This window comes from Empedobacter sp. UBA6745 (genome assembly GCF_002453775.1).
Lineage (GTDB): Bacteria > Bacteroidota > Bacteroidia > Flavobacteriales > Weeksellaceae > Empedobacter > Empedobacter falsenii_C.
Window position 1 is genome coordinate 143,360 of sequence record NZ_DKHL01000026.1, and the last position, 20,024, is coordinate 163,383.

Annotated in this window: 24 protein-coding genes and 1 tRNA gene; 14 read left to right on the plus strand and 11 right to left on the minus strand. The window is 30.9% G+C overall.

What is annotated here, in order from left to right; all coding sequences use genetic code 11:
- The first annotated feature begins 16 nt into the window (after window positions 1–16).
- The 5 genes from B4H69_RS08295 (at window position 17) to B4H69_RS08315 (ending at window position 3,445) form a co-directional block, all read left to right on the plus strand.
- Window positions 17–1,648 carry an ABC-F family ATP-binding cassette domain-containing protein gene (locus B4H69_RS08295; protein ID WP_291093471.1) on the plus strand — a complete coding sequence of 544 codons (1,632 nt, stop codon included), beginning with the start codon at window positions 17–19 and terminating at the stop codon, window positions 1,646–1,648.
- Window positions 1,649–1,785: 137 nt separating this feature from the next.
- The gene (locus B4H69_RS08300) at window positions 1,786–2,022 is read left to right on the plus strand and encodes a hypothetical protein (protein ID WP_291093473.1); all 237 of its coding nucleotides are present in this window, start codon (window positions 1,786–1,788) and stop codon (window positions 2,020–2,022) included.
- The gene (locus B4H69_RS08305; protein WP_291093475.1) at window positions 2,012–2,554 is read left to right on the plus strand and encodes a helix-turn-helix domain-containing protein; all 543 of its coding nucleotides are present in this window, start codon (window positions 2,012–2,014) and stop codon (window positions 2,552–2,554) included. Before B4H69_RS08300 ends, B4H69_RS08305 begins: the two co-directional genes overlap by 11 nt.
- 296 nt (window positions 2,555–2,850) lie before the next feature.
- Window positions 2,851–3,039, plus strand: coding sequence for a hypothetical protein (locus tag B4H69_RS08310; RefSeq protein ID WP_280045366.1), 189 nt, complete (start codon window positions 2,851–2,853; stop codon window positions 3,037–3,039).
- Between the two features lie 100 nt (window positions 3,040–3,139).
- Complete coding sequence (locus tag B4H69_RS08315; protein ID WP_280045367.1) at window positions 3,140–3,445, plus strand: hypothetical protein; 306 nt, start codon at window positions 3,140–3,142, stop codon at window positions 3,443–3,445.
- Window positions 3,446–3,477: 32 nt separating this feature from the next.
- Here B4H69_RS08315 and B4H69_RS08320 read toward each other — a convergent pair whose 3' ends face one another.
- Window positions 3,478–4,062, minus strand: coding sequence for a PhnA domain-containing protein (locus B4H69_RS08320; RefSeq protein ID WP_280045368.1), 585 nt, complete (start codon window positions 4,060–4,062; stop codon window positions 3,478–3,480).
- Between the two features lie 111 nt (window positions 4,063–4,173).
- Between B4H69_RS08320 and B4H69_RS08325 the strand changes: the two genes are divergently transcribed.
- Entirely contained in the window at window positions 4,174–5,025 is an 852-nt protein-coding gene (locus tag B4H69_RS08325; RefSeq protein WP_280045369.1) for an ATP cone domain-containing protein, read from the plus strand.
- 41 nt (window positions 5,026–5,066) lie between these two features.
- On the opposite strand, the gene B4H69_RS08330 is transcribed toward B4H69_RS08325, so the two are convergent.
- On the minus strand, window positions 5,067–5,534 hold the full coding sequence (locus tag B4H69_RS08330; protein WP_052217563.1) for a DUF4268 domain-containing protein: 468 nt from the start codon (window positions 5,532–5,534) through the stop codon (window positions 5,067–5,069).
- A gap of 117 nt (window positions 5,535–5,651) precedes the next feature.
- Here B4H69_RS08330 and B4H69_RS08335 point away from each other — a divergent pair, with 117 nt between their 5' ends.
- The 3 genes from B4H69_RS08335 to B4H69_RS08345 all read left to right on the plus strand — a co-directional run bounded on the left by B4H69_RS08335 (window position 5,652) and on the right by B4H69_RS08345 (window position 7,568).
- Window positions 5,652–6,137, plus strand: a complete 486-nt coding sequence (locus tag B4H69_RS08335) for a TlpA family protein disulfide reductase (RefSeq protein WP_280045370.1) — start codon at window positions 5,652–5,654, stop codon at window positions 6,135–6,137.
- A 74-nt stretch (window positions 6,138–6,211) separates the two neighbouring features.
- Window positions 6,212–6,667 carry a hypothetical protein gene (locus B4H69_RS08340; RefSeq protein ID WP_280045371.1) on the plus strand — a complete coding sequence of 152 codons (456 nt, stop codon included), beginning with the start codon at window positions 6,212–6,214 and terminating at the stop codon, window positions 6,665–6,667.
- Window position 6,668: 1 nt separating this feature from the next.
- Window positions 6,669–7,568, plus strand: a complete 900-nt coding sequence (locus tag B4H69_RS08345) for an MBL fold metallo-hydrolase (RefSeq protein WP_280045372.1) — start codon at window positions 6,669–6,671, stop codon at window positions 7,566–7,568.
- A 34-nt stretch (window positions 7,569–7,602) separates the two neighbouring features.
- On the opposite strand, the gene B4H69_RS08350 is transcribed toward B4H69_RS08345, so the two are convergent.
- Both B4H69_RS08350 and B4H69_RS08355 read right to left on the minus strand, forming a co-directional pair.
- Window positions 7,603–8,370 (minus strand): GH12 family glycosyl hydrolase domain-containing protein, encoded by a 768-nt coding sequence (locus tag B4H69_RS08350; RefSeq protein WP_180904780.1) that lies wholly within the window; start codon window positions 8,368–8,370, stop codon window positions 7,603–7,605.
- A gap of 61 nt (window positions 8,371–8,431) precedes the next feature.
- On the minus strand, window positions 8,432–9,373 hold the full coding sequence (locus B4H69_RS08355; protein ID WP_180904779.1) for an NAD(P)H-dependent flavin oxidoreductase: 942 nt from the start codon (window positions 9,371–9,373) through the stop codon (window positions 8,432–8,434).
- A gap of 170 nt (window positions 9,374–9,543) precedes the next feature.
- Between B4H69_RS08355 and B4H69_RS08360 the strand changes: the two genes are divergently transcribed.
- The 5 genes from B4H69_RS08360 to B4H69_RS08380 all read left to right on the plus strand — a co-directional run bounded on the left by B4H69_RS08360 (window position 9,544) and on the right by B4H69_RS08380 (window position 14,360).
- A complete protein-coding gene (locus B4H69_RS08360) occupies window positions 9,544–9,765 on the plus strand; it encodes a DUF2795 domain-containing protein (RefSeq protein WP_291093478.1) in 222 nt (73 codons plus the stop codon).
- Window positions 9,766–9,956: 191 nt separating this feature from the next.
- Complete coding sequence (locus B4H69_RS08365; protein ID WP_291093480.1) at window positions 9,957–10,079, plus strand: hypothetical protein; 123 nt, start codon at window positions 9,957–9,959, stop codon at window positions 10,077–10,079.
- 128 nt (window positions 10,080–10,207) lie between these two features.
- Window positions 10,208–13,330, plus strand: a complete 3,123-nt coding sequence (gene secA / locus B4H69_RS08370; protein ID WP_291093482.1) for a preprotein translocase subunit SecA — start codon at window positions 10,208–10,210, stop codon at window positions 13,328–13,330.
- A gap of 82 nt (window positions 13,331–13,412) precedes the next feature.
- On the plus strand, window positions 13,413–13,853 hold the full coding sequence (locus B4H69_RS08375; protein ID WP_291093484.1) for a hypothetical protein: 441 nt from the start codon (window positions 13,413–13,415) through the stop codon (window positions 13,851–13,853).
- Between the two features lie 12 nt (window positions 13,854–13,865).
- Entirely contained in the window at window positions 13,866–14,360 is a 495-nt protein-coding gene (locus B4H69_RS08380) for a YqiA/YcfP family alpha/beta fold hydrolase (RefSeq protein ID WP_291093486.1), read from the plus strand.
- Between the two features lie 65 nt (window positions 14,361–14,425).
- On the opposite strand, the gene B4H69_RS08385 is transcribed toward B4H69_RS08380, so the two are convergent.
- The 7 genes from B4H69_RS08385 to B4H69_RS08415 form a co-directional block, all read right to left on the minus strand.
- On the minus strand, window positions 14,426–15,010 hold the full coding sequence (locus B4H69_RS08385; RefSeq protein WP_038332172.1) for a hypothetical protein: 585 nt from the start codon (window positions 15,008–15,010) through the stop codon (window positions 14,426–14,428).
- Window positions 15,011–15,109: 99 nt separating this feature from the next.
- Window positions 15,110–16,756, minus strand: a complete 1,647-nt coding sequence (locus tag B4H69_RS08390) for a dipeptidyl-peptidase 3 family protein (protein WP_291093488.1) — start codon at window positions 16,754–16,756, stop codon at window positions 15,110–15,112.
- Between the two features lie 565 nt (window positions 16,757–17,321).
- Complete coding sequence (locus B4H69_RS08395) at window positions 17,322–17,753, minus strand: hypothetical protein (protein WP_180904773.1); 432 nt, start codon at window positions 17,751–17,753, stop codon at window positions 17,322–17,324.
- Between the two features lie 13 nt (window positions 17,754–17,766).
- Complete coding sequence (locus tag B4H69_RS08400; RefSeq protein WP_180904772.1) at window positions 17,767–18,324, minus strand: hypothetical protein; 558 nt, start codon at window positions 18,322–18,324, stop codon at window positions 17,767–17,769.
- A gap of 166 nt (window positions 18,325–18,490) precedes the next feature.
- Window positions 18,491–18,566: transfer RNA gene (locus tag B4H69_RS08405), tRNA-His, on the minus strand.
- A 118-nt stretch (window positions 18,567–18,684) separates the two neighbouring features.
- The gene (gene bshB1, locus B4H69_RS08410; RefSeq protein ID WP_291093491.1) at window positions 18,685–19,386 is read right to left on the minus strand and encodes a bacillithiol biosynthesis deacetylase BshB1; all 702 of its coding nucleotides are present in this window, start codon (window positions 19,384–19,386) and stop codon (window positions 18,685–18,687) included.
- Window positions 19,387–19,389: 3 nt separating this feature from the next.
- Window positions 19,390–19,983 carry a glutathione peroxidase gene (locus B4H69_RS08415; RefSeq protein WP_180904771.1) on the minus strand — a complete coding sequence of 198 codons (594 nt, stop codon included), beginning with the start codon at window positions 19,981–19,983 and terminating at the stop codon, window positions 19,390–19,392.
- Window positions 19,984–20,024 lie beyond the last annotated feature (41 nt).

Here is a 20,024-nt window from a genome sequence, read left to right on the forward strand (position 1 = left end):
TTATTCGATAAAATTTATGATTACAGTTAATGATATTGCCGTTCAATTCGGTTCTTCAACGTTGTTTAGTGGAGTTAGTTTTGTGATAAACGAAAATGACAAAATTGCCTTAATGGGTAAAAATGGTGCAGGAAAATCTACTTTACTTAAGATTGTTGCAGGAATCAATAGACCTTCTTTGGGAAATATTTCAGCGCCAAAAGATGCGGTAATTGCTTATTTGCCACAACATTTGTTAACCGAAGATAATTGTTCTGTTCGCGAAGAAACGTCAAAAGCTTTTGCTGAATATTTATCAATGAAAAATGAAATTGATGAATTAAATGAGCAATTAACTGTACGAACTGATTATGAAAGTGATGATTATATGAAGTTAATCGAGCGCGTTTCGGAAGTTAGTGAGAAATTTTATTCGATAGAAGAAGTGAATTACGAAGCCGAAGTGGAAAAGGTTTTGAAAGGAATGGGATTTGCGCAAGAAGATTTGGATCGATCAACTTCTGAGTTTTCGGGAGGCTGGCGTATGCGAATCGAATTGGCAAAAATTCTTTTGCGTAAACCAGATTTGATTTTATTAGATGAGCCAACAAACCACTTGGATATCGAATCAATTCAATGGTTAGAGGATTTCTTGAAAAATCAAGCTAAAGCTGTTATGGTGATTTCACATGACCGCACGTTTGTCGATAATATTACAAATCGCACTATTGAAGTGACAATGGGACGAATTTATGATTACAAAGCAAAATATTCTGACTATTTAGTGTTGCGTCAAGATCGTAGAATTCATCAACAAAAAGCTTATGATGAGCAACAAAAATTCATAGCTGAAAATAAATTATTTATCGAACGTTTTCGTGGAACTTTTTCTAAAACTGAACAAGTTCAATCGCGCGTTCGTATGTTAGAAAAGCTAGATATTATCGAAGTTGATGAGGTTGATACTTCAGCTTTGAAATTGAAATTTCCAGCAGCTGCACGTTCTGGACAATATCCTGTTGTGGTTGAAAATTTAGATAAAACGTATGGTGATCATATTGTGTTTAAAGATGCAAATATGGTGATTGAACGTGGTCAAAAAGTGGCTTTGGTTGGAAAAAATGGTGAAGGTAAATCGACAATGATTAAAGCTATCATGAATGAAATTGATTTTGAAGGGAAATTAGAAATTGGTCATAATGCGCAAATCGGATATTTTGCTCAAAATCAAGCTGCTTTATTAGATGAAGATTTAACTATTTTTGAAACGGTAGACCGAATTGCTGAAGGTGATATCAGAACGCAAATCAAAAGTATTTTAGGCGCATTTATGTTCAAAGGTGATGATATCGACAAGAAAGTAAAAGTGCTTTCTGGTGGAGAAAAAACACGCTTGGCAATGGTAAAATTATTGTTAGAGCCTTATAATGTCTTGATTTTAGATGAGCCAACAAATCATTTGGATATGAAAACAAAAGATATTATCAAAGATGCGTTGAAAGAATATGAAGGAACGGTAATTTTAGTTTCCCACGATCGTGATTTCTTAGATGGATTGGCAGAGAAAGTTTTCGAATTTGGAAACAAACGTGTTAAAGAACATTTTGAAGATATCAAAGGTTTCTTAGCAACAAAGAAAATGGAAAACTTGAAAGAAATAGAAAAGTAAATTCAATTTTAGATATACAAAAAATCCTTTAAATGAGTTTTAAGGATTTTTTTAATGTTTCAAATTACCTTTACATTTAAAGAGATTACGGACTTTCTATTATGAATATTGAATACTACAAGCCGAAAAATAAAATTTTGCAGAAATATGTAGATGGGTATTATTTTATACAAGAGGATAAACAATCTGGAAGTGTAGAATATGAGACATTTCCGAACAATAATTTTTTTTATACAATCAATAAAAATACCATTGTGAAAGAGGAAAAAGAGAATATTTTTCTTAGTTCTTCTAACGATAATACAATTATTGGTTCTTTGGTTTTGAGTTATTCGAAGCCGATGAGAATTTTTTTATACGAATTTGTTCGATGAAATTACGATTTGTTTTAAACCATTAGGATTATTTCATTTTGATGTAACTAATTTTAATTCAGAAAGTAAAAAGACATTAATTGATTATAATTTGTTTGAAGATATAACAGAGTTTTCTGCCAAATTATTTGATTTAACGATGAATGAAAAGGCAATTGAATTAGAAAAATATTTGATTTCAAAGTTGATAGAAGTTGATTTATCTTTTATGGAAAATATAATTAGAGATGTTGAAAATGAAATTAAAATCGAAGATATTTCAACTAAATATTCAATTTCAAGGCAATATTTGAATCGAATTTTCAAGAAACATTTAGGAAAATCTCCTTCAGAATATAGAAAAGTATATCGATTCAGAAATTCTTTACTCAATAAAAAAGATAGTAAAAATTTAACTGAATTGTCATCAAATGATTATTACGATCAATCACATTTTATCAAAGATTTCAAATCAATCACAAAACTAAAACCGAATCAATTTTTTAAAGAAGTTGATTTAGAAAAGGACACACTTTTGAAATTTTTTGATTAGTTTACATTCTTACAATTTTGAATCTTTTTATTAAAATAGTTTAGCCAATAAATTATTGTTATATGATCAATTGGAAAAAGATTCATTATTTTACTTATACATTTTGTCGCTATTTTTTTAGCAACCATGATTATTTCTTACGCTTTTGCAAAAATTTTTGAAACTCAATTTATATCGCAACCATGTGTTTATGACAAGCCAATTGAAATCTTTCAGGGTTTGAACTTAAGTGGTTTTATTATGGTTATTCATATTGGTATGGTTTAATCTTTGCCTCAACGCAAATTATCAGTTCTTTGCTTCTATTTTTTAGACAAACAACAAGAATTGGTATCATCATTTTCTTAACGTTTATGGTTAATATTTTGCTGATGGATTTTGCTTATGATATTGATGGAGCAAAAGGAATGGCTGTAGTTTTAACCATATTGGCAATATTCGTTTTTTTCTCTGATTATAAAGAATTAATTAAATATTATTCTTAAAACGCCTCCTTTATTTGAGGAGCAAAGAACTGCTAAAATCAATAAAATAAGTAAACTGAAATTTATTTATATACCTCTTGTTTTCATAGGATTCTTTGTTTTGATTATAACGTTAAAAGATAAATTTTTAAGTCAAAATCAATTTTTTGGAGCTTGGGAAAATGTAGAAAATAATGAAAGAATTTATTTTGAATCTGCTAATACATTTCAAAAAGTGAATAATTCTACATTTAAACCAATTAATTCAGGAATGTATGATTTTGAAAAAGATTCAATTTATTTAAAAGTAATTCAAGAAGGAAACAAAAACCCTGAAATTATTCTTAAAGGAAAGTTTAATATCCATAATAATGTATTGAAAATAGAGACTGCTAAAGGAGTTGAAACCTATAAAAGAATTAGATAAAAATAAAAAATCCACTCAACTGAGTGGATTTTTTATGCTTGTTTTTTCACGAACTTCGTTAAAATAACGATTAATTGTCCGTCAACTTTTCCTTCAATTTGTTCGGTATTATCATGAACCAAACGAATATTTCGTACAGCAGTTCCAATTTTTGCATTGATAGAAGAACCTTTTACATCCAAATCTTTAATCAATGTTACGGTATCTCCATTCACCAAAATATTTCCGTTGCTATCCTTGTGCAAATTAACACTTCCGTCACCTTCATGATCTCCAGAAGCTTTTGCCCACTCCATGTTTTCGTCATCCAAATACATCATATCCAAAGCATCAGCAGCCCAAGATTCGTTTCTAAAACGATTTAGCATTCGCCAAGAAAGCACTTGTACGGCAGGAACTTCGCTCCACATAGAAGAAAGTAAAAATGATTCCCAAAATGAAGTATCTAATTCCTCTTTCTTTTCAATTTGGTTAATACATTTTTGTGTAATGTAGACATTTCGATCAGGATTACTACTCGCATCAGGATTCACTTCATAAATAGCCAAATTTTCTGTAACTCCCGTCAATTCGCATTGGTTACCACTTCTTTCTTGTAAAAATGTATCTAATTTCATGTATTGATTTTAAAACTTTTGCAAAGATAACCTTTATTTAGAATTTAAACTTTTAAGGTATTTTAATCAGAATTATTTAAATTCGTTAAGAATAAAATTCAACCTTAAAATATGTTAGTAAAGAAAAACTCGGGCGAGTTAATCCCATATGATCCAAAAGCTTTAAAACGTTCGTTAACGAAATCTGGTGCAAAAAAAGAGGAAGTTGAAGAAGTTTTCGAATTAGTTTCGAAAGATCTTTACGACGGAATTCCGACCAGAGAATTGTATCGTATAGCTTTTGCTCATCTTAAAAATTATAGAAATTCGTATGCGGCGCGTTATAGCCTAAAACGAGCTTTGAGAGATTTGGGACCAGAAGGATATTATTTCGAAAAATGGATTGGAAGAGTGATGCAAGCAGCAGGATATCAATCGTTGCATTCGGAAATTGTACAAGGAAATGCGGTGACGCACGAAATTGATGTGGTGGCTTCTAAAGGAGATCAATTGCTTTTCTGTGAATGTAAATTTAGAAATGACGAAGATGCCAAAATTTCGGTGACAACGCCTATGTATTTTTTATCACGAATGAAAGATGTAGAAAGCCATACGTATCATTTTTTTGGACGAGATATGAAACCAACAAAAGGTTTCTTGGTAACGAATGCGTATTTAACGACGGATAGTATAGATTTTGCAAATTATTATGGAATTGGATTGATTTCTTGGGATTATCCTGAAACAAATAGTATCAAATATTTGGTTGATAATGCGGCTTTGTATCCAATTACATGTTTAACGACTTTGACACCAGAGCAAGAAAAAGTTCTTTTGTCGAAAGAATGTATTTTGGTGAAAGATTTACAACAAAATAATAAGTTTTTAGATTCATTAAACTTATCCAATGAACAACGAAACGAAGTTTTGGAAGAAACGAATGAATTATTAGAAATCGAGAATTTCACCTGCGAGATTGCTTAAATTGAAATAAAAAAGAAGCTCAATATTGAGCTTCTTTTGCTTTATAATTCTTTAAAAATCTCAAAACTATCTTTGTGATCGCACCAAAATTCGTCCAAATTAATCATTCGATCTTTTAGAAACGGAATAATTTGCGGCCAATCAGTCTCTCTAAAAATACTAATGTTTTCTAAACGCATTTTTATTGTCGAAATCATTTTTCCATCTTCGTCATAATCTTCTTTTGTCCAAATCCATTTTTCGCCAAGATAACTTTCTAAAACATTTTCATATTCCTCAAACTGTTCATAAATCATCAGTTGGACGGACGGATCTGGATGCGAAATTTCAATAGAAACCTCTGCAAACTTACGCTCAACATCCGTTCTAAAATAAACACCTTTTACATCCGTTTTGTAATTTATCCAATTAATACGCGTTCCTTCGGCATTCATTTGCAATTTCATATACGTTCCATACGAAATCCAAAAATCCTTTTTTATGCGATAAGCATCTTCTTTTGAAAACAAATTGATTATTTTTTTACAAAAATCGGTTTAATATTCTATTCAACAAAATTTCGAGAAAAATAGCTTGGATTGATTCTTGTTCTATTACATTTGAATAAATATTTTTAAAAAATAAATATGAAACTATTTTGTTTCCTTGGTTTAATGGGAATTTTGGCTTTTTCTACTGTAAATGCACAATCTGTAGAAACGGTAAAATACGAAGCTTTGCACGAAAAAATAGCAAATTATAAAGATCAAGTTGTGGTGGTTAATTTTTGGGCAACATGGTGTGCGCCTTGTGTAGAGGAGATTCCGGCGTTTATGGAAATTAATGAAAAATATAAAGACAATCCAAATTTCAAGATGTTGTTGGTTTCGTTGGATCGACCAAAAATTATCGATAAAGTGAAGAAGTTTATGCTTGACAATAAGATAAATGCAGAAGTTGTTTTGTTGGATGATACAAAACGAATGAATGAATGGATTCCGTCATTTGATCCGAAATGGGCAGGAAATATTCCTGTAACAATCATTTATAATAAAGGCGAGAAAAAGGTTTTCCATGATCAAGTCATGACAAAATTTGAATTAGAAGATTACATTACCGAATATCTTAATTAAACGATAAAACTCCTAAAAATACTTTTAGGAGTTTTTTATTTTTTGTAAGTTTATACTAACATAAAACTACAAAAATGAATAAAAAACATATTAGAAAAGATGTTATTCAACATTTAATTCAATTGAAACAAAATGAAATTGATGCGTTAAAAGAATCTGAACAAATTTATGCAGAAGGTGCAGATTTGGACGAAGAATCAAGCTTAGAGTTAGATGATTTTGCACAACAAAGTCAATCGACAGATGCGGCGAGAAGTTTACGAATTCGTATCAATCAAGCAACCGAAGATTTAGAAAATTTCAAAGCGTTAAAACCTGAATTGATTGACGAAATTACAGAAGGAAATGTTGTGTTTACAGATAAAGTGAATTTTGTAATTGGTTTATCTTTCAAAGATTTTGAATGGGAAAATAAAAAGTTTGTTGGAATTAGTACACAAGCGCCTATTTTTGATGCTTTAGTAGGAAAACGAGCTGGAGATAAATTAGAATTTAACGGAATCAATTATACCATAGAAGAAATATTATAACATGCCAAAAATACATACAATCGATCTTAATTTTCAGAATGAAAACGAAGCAATCGCAACTTATTTAATCGAAACAGAACAAGGACCAATTTTGGTTGATCCAGGACCATATTCAACTTTTGAGAATTTGAAAGCTGGTATTGAAGCGTTAGGTTGGCGAGTAATCGATATCGAAAACATATTAATTACACATATTCATTTTGATCATGCTGGTGCTGCATGGAAATTTACAGAACATGGCGCAACAATTTTCTTAAATCCGATTGGTTTACCACATCTGAAAAATCCTGAGAAATTGTGGGAATCTGCAAAAATGATTTATGGTGATGATATGGATCGTTTGTGGGGAGAAATGAAACCAATTGACGAAGAATATTTGGTTGGTTTGGCAGATGGACAAAGTGTGGAGTTTGGTGATGCGGTTTTTCAGACTGTTTATACGCCTGGACATGCTGTTCATCACAATGCTTATGTGTTAGATGATGTTATTTTTACAGGTGATGTAGCAGGAGTGAAGATAGAAAACGGACCTGTTGTGCCACCTTGTCCGCCGCCAGATATTAATATCGAATTGTGGAAAGAATCGATTGCTAAATTGAGAAAAATTAATGCAAAAGGAATTTATCCGACGCATTATGGTTATCACGAAGATTTAGAAAATCATTTTGATCAATTAGAAAAATCGTTGAATGATTGGTCAAATTATATCAAACCAATGTATGATGATCAAATTCCGACCGAAGAAATTGTCCCAGTTTTTGTTGATCATGTCACAAAAAACTATAAAGATTTAGGTTTGACAGAAGATCAAATTCAAGTGTATGAATACGCCAATCCATCCTGGATGTCTGTTAATGGACTAATGCGTTATTGGAAATTAAAAGAACAAGGAAGATTATAAAACGAAAAGCTGTCAAAAATTTTGACAGCTTTTTTTATTCTATTTTTAATTCATATTGTTCAACCAAAATATTTCCAGTAGAATTTAAAATTTCAGTTCCGAATTCAAACGAAGATAAATAGATGTTTTGTCCAATATAATCTCGTTTATTCATCTCATTTATAAACTCCATCACATTTACTTTTCCCGAAGTTCGTTTTTCTTTTCGCACAAAAGCAATATAATCCCAGCTTGTATTCAAATCTTTTTTGATGATATGACCTCTGTAAATATCATATTGTCCAAATGTTGTAAAAATATTTCCAACTTTTTTACCAAATGGCTTGAATTTATTATAATCTTCGCAAATCATCACTTCAATTCCGATGGTTTGTAGAGCGACTTTTGGCGAATTGTGTAACCAAAAATCAAAAGCTAAATTATATTTTTTGTCATTAACTTTTAACTTCGTTTTATACTCAACTTCAAAAGTTTTTACCTCATTTATATTCTTGAAATAATTATCAGTTTTGATGTCAGCTAAATTAAACCAAGCACTTTCTCCAAACCAAATTTCAGGATAACCCACCACGCCATATTTCTTGCCAGGTGTTTGCCATTTCCAACCAGCCGCTGTGTCGGTTGTGAAAATTGTTTGTGAATATACACCTTTTTTTATTTTGTGTTCGCCCCATTTATTGTTGTTAATTTCATATTTCTGCCATTTTATGGTTGCTCCATTTTCTGACTTTTCTTGATCAGATTGTTGACCAAAACTAATAATCGAAAAAGAGAAAAATACAATATTTAAAAGTTGTTTCATCATTTATGCTAATTAAAAAAGGATGCTTTTGCATCCTTGTAAAAATATAAAATTGTGATGATTATAATCGAATTAATTTATCTTTTGCAGTTTGATAATCTACTAATAAATCGTCAAAAACTTCTGCAACTGTCGGAATAGAATCGATTAATGACGAAACTTGACCAATTTCTAATTCTCCATTCACCAAATCACCTTCAAACATTCCTTTCTTAGAACGACCTCTACCTAAAAGCTCTTTCAATTCTTCTGCGGTTGTACCTTGTTGATATTTTTCTTGAACTTGATTATAAAAATCATTTTTAATCAATCGAACAGGCGCTAATTCTTTCAATGTAAGTTGCGTATCGCCTTCTTGTGCATTTACAATCACATCTTTGAAAGCTTGATTCGCAGACGATTCTTGCGTTGCAGCAAAACGAGAACCAATTTGTACTCCATCTGCACCTAACGCAAATGCTGCCAAAATTTGAGAACCTGTTCCAATTCCTCCAGCAGCAATTAACGGAATATTGATTTGACGTTTCACATTCGGAATAAGACAAAGTGTAGTCGTTTCTTCTCTGCCATTATGTCCACCAGCTTCAAAACCTTCTGCCACGACAGCATCGACACCTGCATCTTGTGATTTTTGTGCAAATTTGGCACTACTGACAACATGCGCAACAGTTATTCCTTCTTTTTTTAAAGTTTCTGTCCACGTTTTTGGATTTCCAGCAGAAGTAAAAACAACTTTTACATCTTCCTCCACAATAATCTGCATAATTTCTTCAATATTCGGATAAAGCATTGGAACATTAACGCCAAAAGGATGATTTGTAGCAGCTTTACATTTCTTTATATGCTCGCGTAAAACATCAGGATACATGCTTCCAGCACCTATTAAACCTAGTCCTCCAGCATTACTTACAGCTGACGCTAATCGCCAACCACTATTCCAAATCATACCACCTTGAATAATTGGGTATTTTATTGCAAATAATTTTGTTATATTCGTGTCCATTTTCGTTATATTTAGGCATAAAATTAAATAAATATAGAGAACGAAAAAATTTAATTTTAACATAAATACTGACAGTTTGACTTTGGCAGATTATTTGATTTGCAAAAAATCAAATTTTAGAAAATAAATTAGAGTTTAATTGTCTCTACTAATAATAAAAAATATAAGCTATGTATTGGACTTTAGAATTAGCATCTTATTTAAGTGATGCACCTTGGCCAGCAACAAAAGATGAATTAATCGATTACGCTATTCGTTCGGGTGCACCTGTTGAGGTGATTGAAAACTTACAATCTCTTGAGGACGATGGTGAGCCATATGAAAATATCGAAGAAATTTGGCCCGACTATCCAACAAAAGACGATTTCTTCTTCAATGAAGATGAATACTAAAAAATAAAAAACGCCTTTTTAATAAAGGCGTTTTTTATTGAAAACATCCCCCTCTTTTCGGAGACACCTCAGTATGGTGTATACCGATTAGCTCCCGAGTTTTTTTATTCCCTAGTTTTAATCCATTTAGATGAAGCTAAGTCTTACAGATATGAAGATAAAATTAAAGCTGTTGTCNNACTGGTGCACCTTTGGAAGTTGTAGAAAACTTACAATCAATTGAGGATGAAGGAGATTCTTACGAAAGCATTGAAGAAATTTGGGCTGACTATCCAACGGACGACGATTTCCTTTGGAACGAGGACGAATATTAAAAATAAAAAAGCCCAAATTGGGGCTTTTTTCGATTCTATAATCTATAACTAACATAGTTAACGTATATTTGCATCTTAATTAGTCTCAAATATATTGTGGCTAATTTTGACGAAGAACGCAGAAAAATATGAATATTTTAAACAAAATTTTACAAGGTTTCTTAGGTGATAAGAATGCCAAAGATGTAAAAGAATTACGAAAATATGTTGACTTAGCGAATGAAGCTGGTCAAAAGCTTAGTTCATTAACAATTGATGAATTAAGAGGAAAAACAGATGGATTTAAAGCTCAATTAGTTGAAGCTACAAAAGATCTTAAAACTCAAATTGAAGAGTTAAAAAAACAAGTTGAAGAAACAGAAGATTTTGGTGTAAAAGAAGATTTATATGCTAAAATCGACAAAATCAATAAAGAAGCTTACGAAATAGAGGAGAAGATTTTATTAGAAATCTTACCAGAAGCTTTCGCAGTAATGCGCGAAACAGGAAAACGTTTTACTGAAAACGAATCGTTAGAAGTGACAGCTTCTGAGTTTGATAAAGTTTTGGTAAATCGTGGACACGATTTCGTTTCTCTTAAAGATGATAACACTGCAATCTGGAAAAACTCTTGGGATGCAGCTGGTCGTCAAGTAACATGGGATATGTCTCATTACGATGTTCAGTTTATTGGTGGTACGGCTTTACACTTAGGTCGTATTGCGGAGATGCAAACAGGGGAAGGTAAAACGTTGGTTGCAACTTTACCTATTTACTTAAATGCATTAACTGGTCGTGGAGTTCACTTAGTAACGGTGAATGATTATTTGGCAAAACGAGATATGGCGTGGATGCGTCCAATTTTCTCTTTCCATGGTTTATCAGTAGATTGTATCGATAATCACCAACCAAACTCTCCAGGTCGTCGTGATGCGTATGCATCTGATATTGTTTATGGAACAAATAACGAATTTGGTTTCGATTATTTACGTGACAATATGGCAAACACGCCTGATGCTTTGGTACAACGTGAATTAAATTTTGCGATTGTCGATGAGGTCGATTCAGTTTTAATTGATGATGCTCGTACACCATTGATTATTTCTGGTCCAGTTCCACAAGGAGATCGTCACGAATTTGATGTATTAAGACCAAAAATTGATCGTTTATATCAAATGCAACGTGAGATGTTAGGAAAAACATTGAACGAAGCAAAAACATTATTCAAACAAGGAGATTTAAAAGAAGGTGGTTTCAAATTATACCAAGTTTACCGTGGTTTACCAAAATACAAACCATTAATCAAATTCTTATCTCAAGATGGTATTCGTGCTCAATTACAAAAAACAGAAGCGCATTTTATTCAGGATAATAACCGTGAAATGCCAAAAGTTGACGAGCATTTATACTTTGTTATTGATGAGAAACAAAATCAATCAGATTTAACAGATAAAGGAATTGAGTATTTGTCTAAAGGAATGGAAGATGAAAATTTCTTCATTTTACCAGATGTTTCGACAAATATTGGAGCGATTGAAAATTCAGGAAAAACGAAAGAAGAAATTCTTCAAATGAAAGAAGAATTTTTCCGTGACTTCTCAATCAAATCTGAGCGTATTCATACATTAAGCCAATTGTTAAAAGCATATACATTATTCGAAAAAGATATCGAGTATGTTGTGGTGGAAGGTGAAGTAAAAATCGTTGACGAATCGACAGGTCGTATTATGGATGGTCGTCGTTATTCTGATGGATTGCACCAAGCAATTGAAGCAAAAGAGAATGTAAAAATTGAAGCAGCTACACAAACGTTTGCAACAATTACATTACAAAACTACTTCCGTATGTACAACAAGTTAGGAGGTATGACTGGTACAGCGGAAACTGAGGCAGGTGAGTTCTGGGAAATTTACAAATTAGATGTTGTTTCTATTCCAACAAACCGCCCAATTTTACGTAACGACAAAAATGATATTGTCTTCAAAACAAATCGTGAAAAATATAAAGCAGTAATCGAGGAAATTGTTCGTTTATCTCAAGATGACAAACGTCCAGTTTTAGTTGGTACAACCAATGTTGAGATTTCTGAATTATTATCAAAAGCTTTAAAATTACGTGGAATTAATCACAATGTTTTAAATGCGAAATTACACAAAAGCGAGGCCGATATTGTAACAGAAGCTGGTAAACCAGGAGCTGTAACTATTGCAACGAATATGGCTGGTCGTGGTACCGATATTAAATTAATCCAAGAGGTAAAAGAATCTGGAGGTTTAGCAATTATTGGTACAGAGCGTCACGATTCTCGTCGTGTAGACCGTCAGTTACGTGGTCGTGCTGGTCGTCAAGGAGATCCAGGATCATCTCAATTTTTCGTTTCATTAGAAGATTCATTAATGCGTTTATTCGGTTCAGAAAGAATTGCAAAATTAATGGACCGTATGGGACATAAAGATGGAGATGTGATTGAACATTCTATGATTACAAAATCTATCGAGCGTGCGCAGAAAAAAGTGGAGGAAAACAACTTCGGTATTCGTAAACGTTTGTTAGAGTATGATGATGTAATGAACAAACAACGTGAAGTAATTTACAAACGTCGTCACAATGCATTATTCGGAGATCGCTTGGAAGTTGATATTGCAAACATGATTTATGATGTTGCAGCTTCTGTTGTAAAATCTAACAAAGATTTCGAAGATTTTGGTCAATATGAATTAGATTTAATTAAATTCTTTACAATGGGAACTCCTGTTACAGAAGATGAATTTAGATCTAAATCAATCAAAGATTTAACAAATATTACATACGACGCAGCAATTGAAGATTACAAAGCACGTATGAAATATGTTGCAGAAACAGCTTTCCCTGTAATTTCTAATGTTTTCGAAAATCAAGGACATATGTTCTCTCGTATTCAAGTGCCATTTACAGACGGAATTCGTCAAATGACAGTTGTTTGTGATTTGAAAGAAGCATACGAATCTCAAGGTAAAACTTTAATCAAAGATTTCGAGAAATCTGTTGTTTTAAGTTTGATTGATGATAACTGGAAAGAGCACTTACGTGATGTTGATGACTTACGTAAAACGTCTCAAAATGCGGTTTACGAGCAAAAAGATCCGTTGGTTGTTTACAAACAAGAATCTTTCCATATCTTCCAAAGAATGTTGGATACAGTGAATAAAGAAATTATTTCGTTCTTGTTCAAAGGAGAATTACCAAATACTCAAAAAGAAGAATCTGTAGAGGAAACTGAATCAGTAAACTAAAAAGATTTTTTATATAACTTTTAACCCTTTCTGAAATTTTCGGAAAGGGTTTTTTAGTACTTTTACTTTTTAATTGTAATTTATGATTAAGAATATAGCTATAAAATTTATAAGCATTCTTATTTTTACAATAAGTTGTACTGTTAAAGAATATAGAAAAGTAGTAATTCCGTATTCAATTAACAATAGATCTGATTTAATGTCTTGGAAGTTAAAAGGAATTATTGACTCAGCTTTTAGAATGGAATCAGATGCTTTTAGAGATTTTATAGTGTTATCTAATACTGTCGAAGGAGAAAGTGCTTATGATTTAGGTTATGTATTAACGCAAATTATTTATATGATTGGAGAAGATGAGTTTTTAAAAACTATAAATAATTTAACAAATGATGAAAAAGCAATACTAATTAGTTTTATTAATGTTGGACTTGAATACGGTGATAATGATTATGATAATATCCAAGACAACAAAAGAATTGAAGATGAATTTCCTTTGATTCAACAAAAATTAATAAAAAAATAAAATTTTAAACAAATGAAATTTGCATACTTACACGGCTACCAAGGTTTTGTAACAGATGAAAAGAGAGAATATTTAGACTCTTTGGGAGAATGTTACGCACCATCAATTGATTATGATAATGCTCCAACTTTGATTCAAGATTTGGTTGAATATTTTACAAAAGAACCAATCGAATTTATTGCAGGAACAAGTTTAGGCGGAATGATAAGTTATTATTTGGGATTATTATTAAATGTTCCAGTTTTGATGTTTAATCCTGCTGTAATTGCGGTAGAACGTTTAAAACCATTTTTGCCAGAACAATTATTAAAAGGAGTTCCAACAAAATCTAATTTAATTTTTACAGGTTTGAAAGATGATGTGATCGAACCAAAATTTCAGATTGAATTTGTAGAAAATCTTCAAAAACAAAACGGGAATATCGAACAAATTTTCGATGCTGAAATGACACATTTAATCACATTAGAAGAATTCGAAAAAGCGTTTGAAACTTTTTTAGAGAAGTGATAATATAAAAAGGTGAATATCATTTTAATTAAATGATGTTCACCTTTTTTAATATATTAAATTCTTTATTTTTTCTTAAAATTATGAGATATATTTCCCCAAAATAAAAATTCATCTTTATGAGTAAAATCTTTTGGTGAATTAACAAGACTTGGAAAAAAATCTGCATCAGACCACAATCCAAAAAAATCACCTTCTACATTAGCTGAAGATCCATTCGTTTTAGAAATGATATTAAAAGCAAAGTAATTTCTGTAGACATGGAATGTGTTAGTTTTTTTATCAACTTTACCGAAAACAAATTCTAATGTATCATAATTTACAATTAATAAGTCGTTTTTATATGCACTTTTTAGTCGTTCAACTTCATCATCAATACTTGTAATAATTACAGAATCTTTTTTCAATTCAATACTTTTGTATGGACTTTCATTATATGTAGGCCAATGTGTTTTTAGAAAATTTAAGGCTTCTGAGGGATGATTTTCTCCGTCTGGCCCTTTATAATACTTGTAATCTGTAAAAGGACTAGTATTAGTATATGTATAAATTCCATTAACAGTAGGTGAATCTTCTACGGGAATGATAATTTCGTCTTCGTTGCACGAAATAATTGCAAATAAACCCAAAATAGCTATTAATTTTTTCATAATGTTAATTTAGTTTTTTATAAAAATAGAAAAATAAAATAGATGATAAACAAAAAAGCGAACCAATTGGTTCGCTTCTTTGTTTAATATCATTTTTTTTTACAACCCCAACATTTTAGGACCTTGTTCGAAAACAACATCAACTGGAATATTTTTCGTTTTCAAGACATCTAAATCTTTTTGTAAATCGTCGTGAATAATTCCTTTATCAGCATATAATTTTTTTACACCATCATAATCTCCATTTCCTTGAAGTGTCAAAATTAATTCTGATAAACCATTCATTGCTTTTTCCATTTTAGCAACATTTACTTTGTAACGACCATTTGCTGTTTTTTCGAAAGCACCATTTTCAGCAAAATAGTTGAACGCAATCATATTCGCTTGCCCATGAGCAGAACTCGCTCCAAAACGAACTGAACGTAAAATTCCAGCCAAGAAAGTCACAAAATAATCTTCTTGTGTTCCTGTCAATTCACCTTTTTTTAATAATTGATTGACCATATACAAACCAAGAATATCAGCTTTTCCTTCTTCTAAAGCTGAATTGGCTTCTTTCAAAGCGTCACGAACAGAACCTTTTCCATTCACCGTATTTTTGATTCCTAAACCATGAGCCACTTCATGAAACATGACATTAGAGAAGAATGCATCAAATTTGATGTTTTTCCGTTGGCTTTCATCAATCAAAGCAGTTGCAATAGGCGCTAGAATTTTATCAAATTTTGCTTTCATAGCATTTTTTAATTGCAAACGACGCGTTCCTTTTTCCAGTTGAACTTTTTCATCATTTGGCAAATTAATCGCAATTGTTTTTCCGGCAGCGTTACAATCTCCCGCATAATACACAACATCATAGGCATTAAGATCAGAATCAGTTCCAGGAACTTCTTTTTTGTAGTTTGCAGAAACAGGTAAATTCTTCTGTAATTCTGGTAAATATTGAACAAATTTTGCCAATTTCTTCGACCATTCAATATCTTTTACTAAAATATATGCAGAATAAGAAGTTTTGTACCCAAATAATTGATCTTCATAATTTTCGATAGGACCAACTACCATATCAATATTCGCATTTTTCATATCCATCCAAGCTAAATCACTTGCATAGAAATCATCGCTCATCAAAGCAGCAGCGCGTAATTTTAAATATTTTTTAAGTCCAGCATCTTCCGCTAATTCAGAAGCTTGATTTAAATAATCAGCAGCTTTTGATAATTGATTTTTGAAATTTTCATTATATGGAATTGAATATAAATTACCTTCACGGTTACGACGAATAATAGAGTAGGGCGATTTACCATCTTTGATATTTGCTTGTTCAAATTCCTCTTTCGTCATATCAATTGGATAGAAAGTTGCACCAGCAGGTTTTGCTCCAATACCGTTTATAAAAGGAGCTTCGTTATTCAATCTATCCCAAGGACCATAGTTTATTTTTGCATATTCTTTGGCTTCACCTTTTATTTCGTCCATCAAATCTATTTTAGCGCCATAAGCTTGTTGCCAAAATAAATCATCCATAATATAAGCTGTCTTGAACATTAAACGTAAAATTTCTTTTTCGTTTTGTGTCAAATGTGATATATCTGTTGTTAACGGAACCTTTGCGTATGATTGATATGCATATTCTTTTGTCACTTCTGTTGAGGTTTGAGCTGTTTCTGCTGCTGTTTTTTGAGTTGAACAAGAGCTTAAAACTCCAGCAAAAGCAATCAATCCCAAGAATATTGATGATTTTTTCATTTTGAATGTTTTGGTAAATTTAAGGAGAAATGGGTTTTTGAATTAAAATAATATTTACTATCAATTATAGTTTTCTCTAGACAGATCTTCAAAGTGTTCTTTGTGTGTGAGATACATTATTTTATCCATTAAAAATCCAATAATTAAAGGTGTAGGAATAAATATTAGCGCAATGGTAGTGTAATTTTTGAATTCATTTTCCTCAAGTATAAATACATTTATACTAAATCCGAGTACTAAAAGTATTAAGGCATAAAATATTGAGACGATGATTCTGTTTTTTCTATGAAAATATTTTTTGAAAAGATAATTATAAGCAATTGAGAATAAAATAATAATTAAAAATGGATAAACTAACCTAATCATGAGAACTGATGTCAATAAGTAAGTATATAGAAAATCACCAATACACCAAAAATTACTAATACTACAATCTGAAGTTGAATAGCTCATAAAAGATATTATTGGTATTGTAAAAATGAATATTGTAGCTATGATAATTAATATATGTTTTAATATGTACATATTGATTTGGTTTAAATGGTTGATGAATTAAAGTACTAAATCATTCAATTGGCATTCCTAAATTTTTATAATATACATTGTTGATATAAAAGTATCCATAAGAAAATTGATATTTTTTAAGATTTTCAAATAAAGTATCTATATTGAAAATTTCAAGCTGATTTGATTTCAGGTTTGGAATATTTTCTATATTAAATGTATATTTTTCTTTTTTACATTTATCACAATACTTCTTTCCTCCAGCAATTGTATAATATTTGTAACCGTTTTTCTTATTATAAGAAATATTTTCTTTGTGGTAAAGAGTAAGTGTATATTCATTTTTATAAAATGAAAGATTTCCATCTTTTAACACACTCTTTTTTTCTAAATTAATAGAATCATTTCTCGTTATATTGATAATTTGAGCATTAATTGAATAACCAATAAGAAAGGATATTAGCTGAATTTTTAAAAAGATATATTTTTTCATTTTGAATAACTATTTATAGTTGCATATCAAAATATAAAACTTCTTTTGAAATTGAGTCATAATAAATTCTATAATTTGATTGACCTCTTTGAGCTGATAAATATATTATATGATTTTTAGAAGGGGCGAACCAATTTGGTGGATTGTTAAGTTCTGGTAATGGGTCTTTTTTGGAATAGATTTTTAATTGTTTTTTTACAATTTGTTTATCTATCCATTCTTTTTTTACGTTTAATTTTAAAAATGTTTTGTATTCATAAGACCAATGTGCAGACTCCCAATAATGACCTTCTAATACTTTTATATTTGTAGAATCTGGAAAATTACCAAATTGTATTTTGTAGATTTCTTCTTTGGTTGGAGAAAATGATGTTGCAGGTTCAGTGTTATCTCCGTCTTTAGGACTATCATCTACATTATATAAGAATAATATAAATATTAATAATAGAGAAGAAAGAATTAGAAAAATGTATAGTTTTTCTTTATTTCCATCTCTATAATCTTCAATTACATAATAGATAAAAAAGAGTATAGGAACTGCTATTAATAATAAAATGGAGAATAACATCATGTTAATTATTAAGTCTTTAATAAAAATAACATTAAATTATCAAATAAAAAAATCCCAACTTCTACTGAAATTGAGATTTAATCTGGGTGAATGATGGGTCTCGAANNACTGAGCTACAATCACCATTTGGTTTGAATTTCTTTTGAAACTAATTCTAAAGTTTTTAGGGTGAATGATGGGTCTCGAACCCACGACCTCCGGAACCACAATCCGGCGCTCTAACCAACTGAGCTACAATCACCATTTTTATTGCGAAATTAACTTTTATTTAATCTCTCAATTGGACTGCAAATATAGCCTATTAATCGGTACTTGCAAATAATTTTGACAAAAAAATAAAGGTTTTTTACACCTTTATTTCTAAATTAAAGAATCTAAATTATTTACGCCAATGTAACTTCGCGAAATAAATCCTTCTCCACCTTCAGTTCCGATTAATCTTCCTAAATCATACGCACGATATCGGATAGAATCAGTAAAGTTTTTCGATGAAATTGGCGTTTGAGGTTCGCTCGAATTTGGATCAAAAAATTGCGTTTTATACGCCATACAAGCTTCCACTTTTGTATCTACAAAACCAGAGATGTCAACCACAAAATGAGGTTCTAAAGGTAACCATTGAATGTAGTGGAAGTGTTTTTTGGGACGGCAAGCTGGTAATCCATTTTCAATTTTTGGTAAACCTGATAAGAAAATAGCAGTATTCACTAAATCCGAACCTTTTCCATGATCTGGATGGCGATCGTGAGGCGCATTACTCAAAATAATATCAGGTTGATATTTGCGAATAATTTCGACAATTTTCAACTGATTTTCTTTATCATTCAAGAAAAAACCATCAGGAATTCCAAGATTTTCTCTCACAGCAACGCCTAAAATGTTTTTGGCATCATTTGCTTCTACACGGCGCGTTTCATCGGTACCACGAGTTCCTAATTCTCCTTTTGTTAAATCAAGAATACCAACCGTTTTACCGTTTTTAATTTCTTTTGCAAGTGTTCCTCCACATCCCAATTCTACGTCATCAGGATGCGCTCCAATTGCAAGAATATCTAACTTCATTTACTATTTATTTAACCAATCTATTATTTCTTTTGAATCTGGAGTTACTTTTGAAGCATAAGAAGCCTCTAAAGTTCCGTCTTCGTTAATCAAAAATTTTGTAAAATTCCATTTTACATCATTGTCAGATTTTCCGTTCAATGATTTTTTTGTTAAGAATTTGAAAATTTCATTTTGATTTTTTCCAATTACATCACTTTTTGACATCAAAGGAAAAGTTACGCCATAATTTAATTTACAAAAACTTGCAATTTCTTCGTTGTTATCAAATTCCTGACCTCCAAAATTGTCTGAAGGAAATCCAACAATTACCAAACCTTGATCTTTATATTCTTGATATAACTTTTCTAAAGCATCATATTGAGGTGTGTAACCACATTTTGAAGCTGTGTTAAGAATTAAGATTTTCTTTCCTTTCAAATCAGCGAAATTAAAATCGTCATCATTGATATCCTTGAATGTATAATCGTAAATTTTGTTCACTTTTTGAGGTGTTTTTGTTGTTTGATGAATGTTTTGCTTTTTAGAAACTTTCTTAGTTTCTTGCGCATTACAAGCTATAAATAGCCCTAAAAATCCGATGAATAAATATTTCATTGCGTACTATTTTAAACAAATTTAAAAAAAATGTTACGATT